13 protein-coding genes are annotated in these 13,938 nt (G+C 58.3%); 9 read left to right on the forward strand and 4 right to left on the reverse strand.

What is annotated here, in order from left to right; translation table 11 throughout:
* Positions 1-157: 157 nt before the first annotated feature.
* The 3 genes from HY011_31140 to HY011_31150 form a co-directional block, all read right to left on the reverse strand.
* Positions 158-652, reverse strand: coding sequence for a hypothetical protein (locus HY011_31140; GenBank protein ID MBI3427405.1), 495 nt, complete (start codon positions 650-652; stop codon positions 158-160).
* A gap of 105 nt (positions 653-757) precedes the next feature.
* Complete coding sequence (locus HY011_31145; protein ID MBI3427406.1) at positions 758-1,423, reverse strand: class I SAM-dependent methyltransferase; 666 nt, start codon at positions 1,421-1,423, stop codon at positions 758-760.
* A gap of 12 nt (positions 1,424-1,435) precedes the next feature.
* On the reverse strand, positions 1,436-2,875 hold the full coding sequence (locus HY011_31150) for an FAD-dependent oxidoreductase (GenBank protein MBI3427407.1): 1,440 nt from the start codon (positions 2,873-2,875) through the stop codon (positions 1,436-1,438).
* A gap of 636 nt (positions 2,876-3,511) precedes the next feature.
* On the opposite strand from HY011_31150, the gene HY011_31155 reads away from it, so the two are divergent.
* Genes HY011_31155 through HY011_31165 form a run of 3 tightly spaced genes read left to right on the forward strand, consistent with a single transcriptional unit; the run spans position 3,512 to position 7,688 of the window.
* Complete coding sequence (locus HY011_31155; protein ID MBI3427408.1) at positions 3,512-5,689, forward strand: hydantoinase/oxoprolinase family protein; 2,178 nt, start codon at positions 3,512-3,514, stop codon at positions 5,687-5,689.
* A gap of 30 nt (positions 5,690-5,719) precedes the next feature.
* Positions 5,720-6,688 (forward strand): DUF4351 domain-containing protein, encoded by a 969-nt coding sequence (locus tag HY011_31160; protein MBI3427409.1) that lies wholly within the window; start codon positions 5,720-5,722, stop codon positions 6,686-6,688.
* Between the two features lie 25 nt (positions 6,689-6,713).
* Positions 6,714-7,688, forward strand: a complete 975-nt coding sequence (locus HY011_31165; GenBank protein MBI3427410.1) for a WxcM-like domain-containing protein — start codon at positions 6,714-6,716, stop codon at positions 7,686-7,688.
* Positions 7,689-7,759: 71 nt separating this feature from the next.
* Here HY011_31165 and HY011_31170 read toward each other — a convergent pair whose 3' ends face one another.
* Positions 7,760-8,212 (reverse strand): hypothetical protein, encoded by a 453-nt coding sequence (locus tag HY011_31170; protein ID MBI3427411.1) that lies wholly within the window; start codon positions 8,210-8,212, stop codon positions 7,760-7,762.
* Between HY011_31170 and HY011_31175 the strand changes: the two genes are divergently transcribed.
* From HY011_31175 to HY011_31200, 6 genes are all read left to right on the forward strand, one after another.
* Positions 8,198-9,901, forward strand: a complete 1,704-nt coding sequence (locus tag HY011_31175) for a hypothetical protein (protein ID MBI3427412.1) — start codon at positions 8,198-8,200, stop codon at positions 9,899-9,901. The two genes, HY011_31170 and HY011_31175, sit on opposite strands and share 15 nt — an antisense overlap.
* Before the next feature lie 35 nt (positions 9,902-9,936).
* The gene (locus HY011_31180; protein MBI3427413.1) at positions 9,937-10,659 is read left to right on the forward strand and encodes a glycosyltransferase family 2 protein; all 723 of its coding nucleotides are present in this window, start codon (positions 9,937-9,939) and stop codon (positions 10,657-10,659) included.
* Positions 10,660-10,691: 32 nt separating this feature from the next.
* Positions 10,692-11,117: a DUF2304 domain-containing protein gene (locus tag HY011_31185; GenBank protein ID MBI3427414.1), complete on the forward strand. Its 426-nt coding sequence runs from the start codon at positions 10,692-10,694 to the stop codon at positions 11,115-11,117.
* A gap of 9 nt (positions 11,118-11,126) precedes the next feature.
* Positions 11,127-12,347, forward strand: a complete 1,221-nt coding sequence (locus tag HY011_31190; GenBank protein ID MBI3427415.1) for a glycosyltransferase family 4 protein — start codon at positions 11,127-11,129, stop codon at positions 12,345-12,347.
* A 43-nt stretch (positions 12,348-12,390) separates the two neighbouring features.
* Positions 12,391-12,777 (forward strand): 4-amino-4-deoxy-L-arabinose transferase, encoded by a 387-nt coding sequence (locus tag HY011_31195; GenBank protein MBI3427416.1) that lies wholly within the window; start codon positions 12,391-12,393, stop codon positions 12,775-12,777.
* A gap of 63 nt (positions 12,778-12,840) precedes the next feature.
* Entirely contained in the window at positions 12,841-13,863 is a 1,023-nt protein-coding gene (locus HY011_31200; GenBank protein ID MBI3427417.1) for a class I SAM-dependent methyltransferase, read from the forward strand.
* Positions 13,864-13,938: the final 75 nt, after the last annotated feature.

The following is a 13,938-nucleotide window of genomic DNA, read 5'->3' on the forward strand; positions in this document are numbered from 1 at the left end:
GATGTCGCTCCGCTGGAGCTTGGGGGTGATTTTGGCCTGAATGCGATAAACATCCCGCCCCGCTGGGGCGAAGAGCAGGAGCCGTCCCTGAAATCAAAGACCAGGAAACTGGAAAAATGTGGGTAATGACAAGGCTGCCAGCTTGTCCCACTTCGGCCTACCACTTCCCGCGCGGCGTGATGGCGATAAACACGGCGACCAAAATTGCCAGGTGAATCGCCGCCGCCCACGGGGCCAACCCGATCACGCCTTTGCGCAACTTGGCTTCGAGCGCCTCGATGTCGCCTGCGCCTGCGGCAATCTGCTTCAAGGTCAGCCCCGCGCCCGCCGCGCCCGTCACCAGCACAATCGCCAAGAGGATGATGACGCCGAAGACGACCAGTTTCAGCATCAGCCACGGCATCGCCCAAATCGGCCACCAGCCACGCCAATACGCCAGACCCAAGCCCACCGGCATCGTCAGCAGATACGAATAGAGTACGTAACGATCAATCACTTCGGCCACGTGCGCCCGGTCGGCCCGCACGACAGCGGGCAATTGGCGATTGATGAGGCTCAAACTCAGAAAAAAGACGACGAAGTCGCAGCCCAACCAAACGATCACACAAAGCAGGTGAAACAGCAGCAGCAGATCGGGCAGCAAGTCAGTCATAGCTTGAACGGTTCAGCTTAGGGGCAACCTGTGTGTCTGCCCCGGTGGCGTCAGACGGAATCGAAGGCCGCAATAACGACCGGGGCAAACACACAGGTCTGCCCCCTACTGTTTGAGCGCCAGCGTGATGCCGTCGCCCACCGGAATCAGGCTGACAAACACGCGTTCATCGTGATGCAGCTTGGCGCTGAGCGCACGCAACGCCACCGTGTCGGCATCCTGCTCGCTCGCATCAGCCACCTTCCCGTACCAGAGCATATTGTCGAAGACGAGCAAGCCGCCGGGCCGCACCAACTGCAACGCGCGTTCATAATACTGGTCGTAATTCGCCTTGTCGGCATCAATAAACGCGAAATCAAACGTGCCCGCCTGCCCATCTGCCAACAAGGCATCCAACGTCTCGGTCGCCGGGGCCAGCCGCAGCGAAATCTTGTCGGCTACGCCAGCTTCGGCCCAATAACGCCGGGCCACTGAAGTCCACTCTGCGCTCACATCGCAAGCGATGATCTGCCCGTTGTCCGGCAAGCTCAGCGCCGTGCAAAGCGAGCTGTAACCGGTGAACACGCCGATTTCGATGGTGCGCACGGCGCGGATGAGTTTGAGCAGGAGCATCAGAAACTGCCCTTGCACCGGCGAAATCGCCATGATCGCCATTGGATTGGTCGCCAGCGTCTCTTCGCGCAGCCGCCGCAAAACGTCCGGTTCGCGCAACGAATTGGCCTGCAACCAGGCATACAACGACTCGGTCAAGACCAAAAAATCATTTGACATAGTTGTGTGTGTTCAGGCGGCCAAACGCCGCCCCAGGATTCGTCCAAAACTTAAACAGGGAGTAAGCGACATCCCGCCACAAAACGATTGGCCCATCAAGGCTGCCGCACCCAGAATTTCGCCTGCCGCATACAGATTTGGAATGGGCGCGCCGGCTTCATTCAAGACCTGCAAATTGGCGTTTACCGTTAAACCGCCGAAACTAAGTAAGGATGTTGCATGGGTGAGCAGCGCATAGTACGGCGGTTGCGTGATTGTATATTGCAAATCCCGGCGGCCCCAAGCGTCTTCGCCCATTTGCGCCGCCAAATTGAATTTTTCTACCGTCGCCAGCAAGCCGGCCTTATCAATCCCGGTCTTGTGCGCGAGTTCCGCCAACGTCTCTGCCTGCCACATACATTTCCCGGCGGCGGCGTGGCGGCGCAACTCAGCCTCGTTCCATTGTTTGACCAAGGGCGCACCGTCCGTCAGGCCGCGTTCATCGAAAACACACCAAAACTTGTGCTCAGGCTGCTGCAAAATGAGCCGTTCGCGCCGGTCAGGGCTCGGCTCATCTTCGGCCATAAAGCGCTCGCCGCGCGTGTTGACATAAATTTCGCGCGGCGGACGATAGCTGGTCGTGAAGACCATTGCCCAAGCCGTTTGATAATCGGCCCAACCCGAACCCGGTTCCAATTCGAGGCCGCCCAAACTGGCGAGGTATTTGTCGGCGTTGCGCAACTGTGCGCCGTGCTGCCGCGCCGCAATGATGCCGTCGCCCGTTGAAGTGGGCCGCGCCGTGCTGACCAGTTTTGGCACAATGCCATTCACCGTGGGCGTCACTTCAGCAAACAGCTTGTGATTGGCCGCATAGCCACCGGATGTCAGCACGACCCGGCGTCCGCGCAATTCGACTGTCCCTGACGCGTTTTGTGCGCGAATGCCGCTGACAACGCCGCCTTCAACCAGCAACGCGGTCAAGGTGTGCTCAAACAAGACCGTGATCTGCCGGGCGGCAACGTGCTCATCCCAACTGGGCCGCAACGTTTCCAAAATGGACCTGCCGCCGTCCACGCCGTAGTAGGTGCGCGCAATCTTGTAGGGTTCGTGGCCGTAAACGAGGCGCGGCGTGATGGGATCCCACGGCAACCCCAAAGCATCGAGCCAATCAATCACGTGCGGCGCTTCGTCTACCGCCAACCGCACCAGTGCGGGATCAGCCGCTTGCTGGGCAATACGCATCACCTCGGCGAAATGCAGGTCAGGATTGTCGGCAATGCCGCGTTCACGTTGCCGCCGCGTGCCGCCCGCGCTCAAATGGCCGCCTGACCAATGCAACGTACCGCCGATTTCAGCCGCCTTTTCAACCACGAGGACGCGAGCGCCGTGCGCTGCCGCCGTCAGTGCGCAAGGCAAGCCCGCCGAACCTGCGCCAACAATAATGATGTCCCATAGCTCGCTTGCCGCCTGCATTCTTAAATGGGGCCTCTCAATCAAGGATTTCAGTGACACCGTCTGTGCCGGATAACGCCGCGTAATGAACCAAGCTGGGTGAGGGGCAGGAGTCCTGCAAAACCAACATCAAGACCGGGATCCAATTGCTTGCTGAAGGGGGGTGAATTGATGAAAACCCCGCCCTGGAAACTAACATCGGCTCCAAGCAGCGTCAAGCAATGTCCTGCTACTGACGACAGTTTGGCGAAAGGCGGGCGAAACAGAGCTTTGATAAAGTCGCTAGCGCGAGCACTTGAACGATTTGGCTGATTCCTGATTCCTGATTCCTGATTCCTGATAACTTGAAAATGTCGGCTGATTATTAAGTTATCAGGAATCAGGAATCAGGAATCAGGAATCAGCGGGGCGTTTTTAGCGTGTGATTCGAGGACTTTGCCAAAGCCCTGATCGGTAAAAGGCGGCGCGGAGGCCTTGCTTGACAAGCCAAAAGGCCAAACTTAGTATGCGAGAGGTTACTGATTCAAGACAATTTGAGTTGCCGCTCGCACGCATTCGCATTCAAACAATCACATTTTTCGCAAGACAGGCAGTTCAGCACGCTGAAATGAAGGATGGCTTTGGCGCCTGTTCTTCAGCGTGCTGCTAAGGACGACTATGAGCTACAGACTCGGCATTGACGTTGGTGGCACCTTCACCGATTTGCTCTTGTTCAATGAAAAATCAGGCGCACTCACACTGACCAAAGTCGCTTCCACCCCGCAGGATCAATCCATCGGCGTCATCAATGGCATCCATAAAATCGCCGGACTCGCGGGCATTGCGCCGAACGACATTCAATTGATCCTGCACGGCACAACCGTCGCCACCAACGCCGTGCTCGAAGGCAAAGGCGCCAAAGTCGGCTTGCTCACGACCAAAGGCTTTGAGCAAATCCTGCACGTCGCGCGTTCGCAAACGCCAGGGCCGCTGGCCGGTTGGATCATCATGATCAAGCCCGACCCAATGGCTCCATTGGAATACACGCGCGGCGTCAGCTCACGTATGAGTGCGAAGGGCGCGGAAATGTCACCGTTGGATGAAGCCGAAGTTCGCCAGCACATCAAAGACCTCCACCACGCGGGCATCGAGGCGCTGACCGTCGCGCTCATCAATTCATTCGCCAATGCCGCGCACGAGCAAGCGATCAAGGTCATCGCGCAGGAGCTATATCCCGACCTGCCCGTGACCATCTCGACCGACATCCTGCCCGAATTTCGCGAGTACGAACGCTGTCTGACGACGGTAATGAACAGTTACGTGCAGCCTAAAATGCGCGTGTACCTGAACGGCATGAAAGAGAAGCTGGCCGCGGCGCAGATCACCTCGCCGATGAACATCGTGCGTTCGGACGGTGGTGTGATGTCGCTGGACGCGGCGCAGGAACGGCCTGTAAACACACTGCTTTCCGGCCCTTCAGGCGGCGCGGTCGCGGCGGCGTACATCGGCGAATTGACTGGCTATCGCAACGTGCTCTCGTTCGATATGGGGGGCACTTCGACGGATGTGGCGATTGCGCTGGACGCCAAACCGAATGTGCTGCGCGACACGCGCGTCGGCATGTATCCGGTCAAAGCGCCTTCGGTGGACGTGCGTACCGTCGGCGCGGGCGGCGGCTCCATCGCCCACGTGCCCGCAGTCACCGGCGCGTTGCGCGTCGGCCCGCAATCGGCGGGCGCAGTGCCCGGCCCGGCGGCTTATAACACCGGCGGCACAGAACCGACCGTGACCGACGCCAACATAGTGCTGGGCTATTTGCCGCCGATGCTCTTGGGTGGCGAGATGTCGCTCGACACGGCGGCGGCGGAACAGGCCGTGCAGAAAATTGCTGATGCCTTGAAGCTTGATCTGCATCAGGCTGCTGAAGGCATTTACAACATCGTCAACGAAAATATGTTCGGTGCGTTGCGGCTGGTTTCGGTCGAACGCGGTTACGACCCGCGCAATTTCGCGCTGGTCGCGCTGGGCGGCGCGGGGCCGTTGCACGCGAATGCGCTTTCGATCTTGTCCGGCACCTGGCCTTCGATCATTCCGCCGACGCCAGGCGTACTGTCGGCACTGGGCTTCCTGCATTCGGACATCAAGAACGAATTCTCGCGCACGGTCATCCGCACAACCGACAAGATTGACCGCCGCGAGATCAACGCCATCCTGACCGGTTTGGGCGAGCAGGCGCGCGAATGGCTCAATCACGAAAACATTCCCGCCAAGAACCAACGCATCAACTATCAGATTGACCTGCGCTATTATCGCCAGGGTTACGAATTCCCGATTGACATCGAACTCAAATCGCTCGACAGCGAGCAAGGTTTCCAAACGATTCTTGATGACTTCCAGGCCGCACACGAAAAGAATTACGGTTTCCGCACCGACCACCTGATCGAAGTCGTCAACCTGCGCGCCATCGGCATCGGCATCGTCGCCAAGCTGGAATTGAGCAAAGCCAAGCCCGCCACCGGCCCGAATGCCCCCCATGCAAAAGATGCTTCAAAAGCCGTACTCGGCACGCACAAGGTTTATTGCAAGGGCAAGTTTGTGAACGCACCGATTTACGACCGCTACGCGCTCAAACCCGGCAATCACATCGGCGGCCCGGCGGTCATCACGCAAAAAGACACGACGACGCTGATTTTGCCAAAGCATTACGGGCGCGTGGATGCCTACCAGAACATTCTGATCTTCCCGGACGGCTATGAGACCAAAGCGACCAAAGCCAAACCGAACGGCAAGGCCACGGCCAAAGCCAAACCAGACGCCCGGTCAGGCAAAGCCAAGACCGCCAAAGCACACCGATAAGGCCGCGCCCGGGTAACGGCAGGAGGCCCAGTGGATCATGACCGGCTCTTCAAAGAATTGTTGCGGGTCTGCTTTGCGGACTTCATTGCGTTGTTTCTGCCTGAAGTGTTTCAATATCTTGACTCTGGCTCGATCCGCTTCATAGACAAAGAAACGCACAGCCCATTGCTGCGCCACGCGCGGCGTAGCGGCGATTTGCTGGTCAAGGCGCGCTTCAAAGGCCGACCTACCTACTTCCTGATTCACGTTGAGGTGCAGTCCCAACGGCGCCATTGGTCGGGCCGCCGCATGTTTCAATACTTCGCGGCGGAAACCTTCGCGCATAACCTGCCGCTTTACCCCATCGCGCTGCTGGCGTGGGACACTCCGCGCCAGGCTGATGCGGGCCGCTACGTGATTGCATTCCCGGATCGCCGTGTGCTCGAATTCAGCTATGCGGTAATTCAGTTGAACCGGTTGGATTGGCGGGATTATCTTCAACGCGACAATCCGGCGGCCAGCGCGTTGATGGCGAAAATGGGCGTCGCGCCGTCAGACTTCGCCAAGGTGCGCAGCGCCTGTTTGCGTATGATCGGACGCTTGCGGGTAAAGCGGGAAAAATTTCGGGTCATCATGGAATTCATTGATGCTTACTTGCCGTTGACTCCCGTCCAGGAACAACAATTCAAGCAAGAGTTGGCGCAGTGGCAACGGACAGAAAGAGAGGTTGTGATGGAATATATTACCAGTTGGGAACGGAAAGGCCGCGAGCTTGGCAAGCTCGAAGGCAAGCTCGAAGGCAAGCTCGAAGGCAAACTCGAAGCGACGCTGAAATTGTTGACGCGGCGGCTTGGCCCGTTGAGTCAGGCGGCGCAAAAACGCATTGGCAAGCTCTCGCTGGAAAAACTCGACGAACTTTTTGAGGCGGCCTTCGAGTTTGAAACGAAATCGGAACTCAGCGCCTGGTTGGCAGACGGCCAAGCCATCGTAGTCAGAGCCGCGCGCGCCAAGCAGATATGAGCGCCTGGACGCTTCCAGCACGATGATGAACAATCCGCAGCAAGGCCATTTTCAACATCCCGCCGCGTTGGTCGAAACGCAACAGATTGGCGCGGGCACGCAGATCGCGGCGTTTGCGCACCTTTTGCCCGGCGCGGTCATCGGCGCGGATTGCGAAATCAGCGGGCAAGTGTTGATTGAAAATGCGGTGCGCGTCGGCGACCGCGTGCGTATTCAAAGCGGCGCGCAACTGCGCGCGGGCGCACGCGTCGAAGACGATGTTTTTATCGGCCCCAATGCGCTCCTGCTCAGTGACGCCAGCGGCGTGGCGCGCAAACCGAAGCTGGCGGCACAGCTTTTCACCGTGATTCGTGAAGGCGCCACCATTGGCGCCAACGCCCTGTTAATGCCCGGCGTGACGATTGGCCGCAAAGCCGTCGTCGAGGTCGCCGCCGTGGTCACGCACGACGTGCCGCCCAATGCGATTGTTACCGGCAACCCGGCGCGCATTGTCGGGTATGTAGATTTGCCGCATCCGAAACCGCCGGTCGCCGTGCTAACCCAACCGTTTAGCGAGCCATACAGCGATGATGAAGTGCAGGCGCGCAAAAGCACGCGCGTGCGCGGCGTTTGGTTACACCGAATGCCGGTCATCACCGATTTGCGCGGTAATCTGTCCGTGGGCGAATTCGGCAAGGACCTGCCGTTTGAACCGAAGCGCTATTTCGTCGTCTTTGATGTATCGAGCCGCGAAGTGCGAGGCGAACACGCGCATCGCACGTTGCATCAGTTTCTGGTTTGTTTGAAAGGCGAATGCGCTTTGGTCGTGGATGATGGCACGACGCGCGAAGAGGTGGTGCTGGACAGTCCGGCGGTTGGGGTACACGTCGAGCCTCTAGTGTGGGGCGTTCAATATAAATTTTCGAGTGATGCCTTGCTGCTCGTGCTCGCTTCAGACAAATACGACCCGCACGATTACATCCGCGATTATGAAGACTTTGAGCGGCTGGTCGCGGCATAACACAGCGCGGATTCCGGCTGACCATTCCACAAACTGGCGCAGGCCTGCTTTCTATGGTTTTCAAACTTTAGTTAAGCCCCGGTTGCCGCACGCAATGCATAACAGTATCGGTATCTTTCATGCACCGCTTCAACCTGCCAAAAATCACAAAAGCTTTCCACAGCCTTAGCCTGCGAACGAAAGGCCTGTTTGGCGTTTGGAGCGTCTTTTTCCTGCTTGTGGCTGGTGGCGTGCACGGTTCTTCGATTCCTTACGCCAAAGTCAATTGGGCGCCCGACAACCAGGACAAAAGCTATTTGTTTGAAAGCTTGCCCTGGCGGATCCAAAAACACGTTTGGGACAACCCCGCGCTGTTTCGTGATTGGGCGCAGGCTACTCCGCGGCGCATCAGAAGCGATGAGTACATTGTAGATACTCCCTTCGCTCTGAGCCAGTTGTCGCATCACCCAGCCTTTCCGGTCATCAATACCAACTTTGGCAAGGGCCAGAATATGCTGTTGATGTTTCACATGCCCGTCTGGCATATCACCCTGCTGGCGCGGCCAGTCACTTGGGGCTATTTCCTGTTCGGAGCACAGCGCGGTTTGGCCTGGTCGTGGTGGTTCCAGACTTTTTCGTGCTTTACGGTGCTCTGGCTTTTGCTGGAAGTGGTCTTGCGCGGACGCACAATCCTCGCCGCCTGTGGCGCGCTCTGGTTTTGCGCCTCGGCCTACGTGGTCTGTTACTCACTTTGGCCCGCGTATGCGGCTTTCTTTCCATGTCTCGGCTGTCTGGCCCTGTATCACGTACTCAACTCGTCCAAGCCGAAAGTTCAATTGCTGTGTGGCGTGCTGGCCGGGTTAAGCTTCCCAGGCCTGTTAATGTTTCTCTACCCGCCCTGGCAAGTGGTCTTGGGGTATCTTTTCCTGGCTCTCTTCATAGGTTTGTTCATCCGCGACCGGTTGTATGAAAAGGTCAGGGCACTCGCGCCTTCACAGGCTTTGGCCCTGACCGTCGCGCTGGTACTCGCCACTTCACTCAGCGCAGCATTCCTGGTGACGTGCTGGCCAGCGCTACAGGCAATGCGCCATACCGTTTATCCGGGCGGGCGGATATACCAGGGCGGCGACTACTCGCTGGGAATGCTGTTCAAAGGGATTTACAACCTGCGGACGATTTATGAGTTGCCGGAATTTTTCGGCAATCCGTGTATGGCTGCTTCTTTCTATTATTTTTTCCCCGCTGTGATGACTGCCGTCTGTCTCTCACGCTGGTGGGCACGCCGCCTGGGCGCAGTGGGCTGGGCCTTGCTGCTCTACATCGGCGGCTGGCTGCTGTATGCGCTGGTGGGGCTGCCCGCGTGGCTGGCCAAACTCAGCTTGCTCAGTTTTACCAACGGCTTGCAAGGCGATCTTGGACTGGGGCTGGCCGCCGTGATTCTTTGCGTTTACACGCTCGCGCAAGCGCCGGCGGCAGAAGCAAAAGCCGGAGGCTGGCCCCGCCGGGCAATCCCGGTGCTGGCGGGCGCGGGCACGGTGGCGCTTTATCTGGTTTACGGGCTAATGACGCAGGCCAACGCGAAAAACTTTCCGCCCATCAGCTTTGCCATCTTTGCTGCCTTGCTGGCCGGTTATTGCGCTTATGCGATGCTGGCAGGCCAGTGGAAGGGCTTCTGTGCTTTGGTATTGATGGCGGTGCTGACGACCGCCGCTTTTTTCAATCCATTAACCACTCGACTGGATTTCCTCTATACGAACGATCTTGCGCAACAGATCAAGCGGTTGAACGAAAAGACACCGGGCGGCCCGCCGCTCTGGGCCTGTTACGGCATGAACTATTCGGGAATTCTGGTGGGAATGCTGGGCGGACGAACGCTCACCTGGGTGCAGTTTTATCCGCAACTTGAGCTTTGGCGCGTGCTCGACCCAAGCAGGCAACAGGAATTCGCTTATAACCGCTACGCGCACGTGTTTCTGAAATACGGCGGTGAAGCGGCTCCGGTTAAATTCATCCCGACCATAGATTCCTTTCAGGTCGAAGTCTCCCCCAATCATCCGGGGTTGAGGTCGTTGGGGGTGCGGTATATCTTGGCGCAAGGCGAATCACAAAAGTCATTGGCTGAAGCCCGGTTACAACTCCTGTACAAGTCGCCGTCAGATGAGTTCTCCATCTTTGAGTACCCCACGCAGGTGGAGCAACCGCAGGCCGCTGCCAACGCCCGGTCAGTAAATTGACTGGGCGCAATCAGGTTCGCCTTTTGAGGTTTTCAGTGGCCCGCATCCTGTTCATCATTCCGGCCTACAACGAACGCGCAAATCTGCCCGCCGTGGCAGCCGATTTGCGCGCCTATTACCCGGACGCGGAACTGGCGGTGGTGAACGACAATTCGACGGACGATACCGCCGAGATCACACGCAGCTTGGGGCTAACCTTGCTCGACCTGCCTTGCAATCTCGGCATTGGCGGCGCGGTGCAGACAGGACTGCTTTACGCGGCGCGCGGCGCTTATGACATTGCCATCCAATTTGACGGCGACGGCCAGCATTGCGCCGATCAGGTCGAACGGCTGTTACAGGCAGTGCAAGCGGACGGTTGTGATGCGGCCATCGGCTCCCGCTTCCTGGTGCCCTCCGATTATCATCCGCCCTTGTTTCGGCGCATCGGCATCGCCATTTTCCGGCTAGTGAATTCGCTCGTGCTGCAACGCACGATTACCGACAACACGTCCGGCTTTCGCGCCTACAACCGCGCCGCCATCCAATTTCTGGCGCGCGAATATCCTTACGATTACCCCGAACCGGAATCGGTGGTGACGCTGTGCCGCCAGGGTTATCGCGTGCAGGAAGTGCCGGTGCGTATGCGCGAGCGCCAGAACGGCCATTCGTCAATCACGTTTTGGCGTTCGATTTACTATATGTTCAAAGTGTTGCTGGCGATCTTTGTCGGCGCGACCCGGCGCTCTCTGCAAAAGCCTTCTGAGACCGCCGGTTGAACTGAGACCAGTTGAGCTTGTGAGAACAAAGCATGAACAGTGAGATTCAATTGATCGCCATCACCGGCAGTTTGTTGATGATGTATCTGGTGTTCTACCTGATCCGCCAGCGCCGTTTGCGCGAAGAATACGCGCTGCTCTGGTTTGCCGCCGGGCTGGTCTTGCTGGTGTTTTCTTTCTGGCGCGGCTTGCTCGATCGCGTGGCCCAGTGGGTCGGCATCGCTTATCCGCCCAGCGTTTTGTTACTGGCGATGATCGTGTTCGGCTTTTTGCTGGCGATGCATTACTCGGTCTCGCTGTCGCGGCTGGCCGAGCAGAACAAGCGGCTCACGCAAGAGTTAGCCTTGTTGCGCAATCGGGTCGAACAGCGGGAAGGTCGCGCGCCGCGCAAATCATTCGCTCAAACGGGCGAGCCGAGTGTGATGGACGAGAACGCGACCGAGCTGAGGAACGGCTAGGAACAAGGCATGCGCATCCTCGTCCTGCAGGAAACCGACTGGGTCACTCGCAATCCGATCATGCATCATCGCATGTTGGAAGCGTTGGCGTTGGCGGGCGCGGACGTGACGGTCATTGATTATGAAATCCTCTGGGCGCAAAAAGGCACGTTGCCGCTCTGGCAAGGCCGCCGCGTCATCCGAGATTGCCACAAGTTTTTTGAGCAGGCGCCCATCACCATTCTGCGACCCGGCATGTTGCGGCTGCCGGTGTTGAGCCGCCTGTCGTGGCTGGCGGGTAACTGGCGCGCGTTGACAGACTATTTTGCGGACGGACGGCCCGATGTGATCGTGGCGTATGGCATCTCGAACGCCTATCTGGCGCAACGTTTCGCGCGGCGGCATGGGGTGCCGTTTGTCTATCATTTGATGGACGCGCTGCACACCTTGGCAGAGTCATATTGGCAACAGCCCATCGCGTGTGCTGTCGAACGCGCCGTGCTGCAGCGCGCCGATCACGTCGTGGTCATCAACAACAAGCTGCGCGAATACGCGGTGCAGATGGGCGCCGCCGCCCAACGCGTCACCGTCATCCCGATGGGAACCAACATCACATCGGAAATGCCAGCGGACGAAATCGAAGCCGTCCGCGCCGGGCTGCAGATCAGCCCGCAGGATTTCGTGATGCTCTTTATGGGCTGGCTCTATGATTTTTCGGGACTGCGCGAACTGACCGTGGAACTGGCGCGGCGCAAAGCCGCCTGGCCTCAGTTGAAATTGCTGGTGGTGGGCGATGGCGACCTGCTGCCAGAGCTACAACGCCTGCGCCAGACGCACGGCCTGGAACAGCACTTAATCCTGACCGGACGGCGGCCCATGCAAGAGATGCGCGGTTATATCGCGGCCTCTGATCTGTGTCTGCTGCCCGCACACAGAAACACGACGATGGAACACATCGTGCCCGCCAAGGTGATTGAATATATGGAAATAGGACGGCCTGTGCTGGCGACGCGCCTGCCCGGTCTCGAAGCAGAGTTCGACGACCTGCCCGGCCTTCTTTACATTGAGCGTCCAGAAGACGCGTTCGACCGCCTGGAAGAATTGCTTCAGGCAACCCCATCGCCACGGCAAGTAGCGCGCCGATTAGGGGCGACCTGCCGGGAATTTCTGCAACGCCGCGAAGACTGGGCAGGCGTCACCAAACGTTTTGAACAGGTGCTCAGCACCACGCGCGTTCGTGAGCGCGCTTGAAACCGCACCTTGTTGCTACAAGGTATTTTTCCGAGGAGAACCGTTGGCAAAGTTTTTATCGCAAACAGCCCTGCTCTTTGCGATGGCATTCAGTTTGTTAATTGCGCAGCTTTTGCTGAAGCAAGGGCTGACCCAGGTGGGCGCACTGACCGTGACGAGTTGGCCGCAGGCGTTCAATTTGATCCGCCTGATTTTGACGACGCCGAAATTGATCGGCGGCCTGTGCATTTCGGCGCTGAGCACGCTGATGTGGCTGGTCGCGCTCTCGCGCTTGGAATTGAGTTTCGCGGTGCCGGTGTTGAGCGGGATTTATTACGTGCTGATTTTACTCGCCTCGACCTTTGTTTTGGGCGAACGAGTCACCGGACAACGTTGGGCAGGCGCACTGCTGCTCATTCTCGCGCTGGCTTTGATCTCGAATTCCAAGTAACACGTTCAAGCCGCTGCGGCGGACTGCTGAAACTGCCCGTACTTTGTGGGGCTGAGAATCTGTATGGCAACGCAACTTGCACAGACTGCGACCACGACGACAACAACCACGACAACAGCGCCCGCACCTCTGCGCCCGTGTCCGCTATGCGCGGCAACTGAGACTTCCGTAGAGGTGCGCACTGACAAATACAATTCATCGGGTGAGCAATACTTGGTGCTGCGTTGCCGCCAGTGCGACCTGCTTTACACACGCCCGCTGCCGACCGCGGCGGAGTTGCACGCGCTTTATAGCAGCGAGTTTTACGGCGAGAGCGTCAAGCCGAAATTGCTCAGTTGGGATTCCATCCGGCTTCTGCTCCATCAATCCGTGCTGCGGCATCGGCGCAAAGCCTTGCTCAACCGGGCTCCGGGGCGTGTGCTGGATGTCGGTTGCGGCGATGGTGATTTCGTAGCGCATCTGCGACCGCGCGGTTGGGAAGTGCACGGCGTCGAGTTTTCGGCGGCGGGTTGCAAACTGGCGCGGGCCAAAGGCGTGCAGGTACATCAAGGTGAACTAAAGGGAGCCAACTTCACGGACGGTCATTTTGATGTCGTGACGATCTGGCACGTGATGGAGCATCTGGCCGACCCGCTAGCCGAAGTTACCGAAGTCCGGCGTGTTTTGCGCGATGATGGCTTGCTGGTAATCGAAGTGCCGAACATCGGATCGCCCACGTTTAAGCTGTGCCGCGAACGCTGGTGGTTGCTGGATATTCCGCGCCATTTGCAACACTATACGCCCGACACCTTGCAAAAATTGTTGCAGCGCGCGGGCTTCACACCCGTCTATCGCCAGAATTTCCATCTCGTGGATTTTGCGCTCGTGTTCATCACCTTGATGGAGTGGTCGCAGGTGCTCGGCCCGCGTCAAGGCGATCATTACTTCGTGACGGATTTTCGCCAGGCGCCGCTGCACCGGAAACTGCTCTTTTTGCTGCTGGGCAGCGTCGTCGGCTTACTGAGTTTCCCGATCTCGGCACTGTCCACGCTACTGACCAGTCAAAGCGAAACGGTCACGATGACGTTTCGCAAAGCCGCTCGCTAGGTTCATAGCGGTATGTGGGAAAAGTCGCGTAGCAGGACGGTACCGCGCGCGTGAGCAAGCGGCGCCTGGGCCGTT

This window comes from Acidobacteriota bacterium (genome assembly GCA_016196035.1).
Taxonomy (GTDB): domain Bacteria; phylum Acidobacteriota; class Blastocatellia; order RBC074; family RBC074; genus JACPYM01.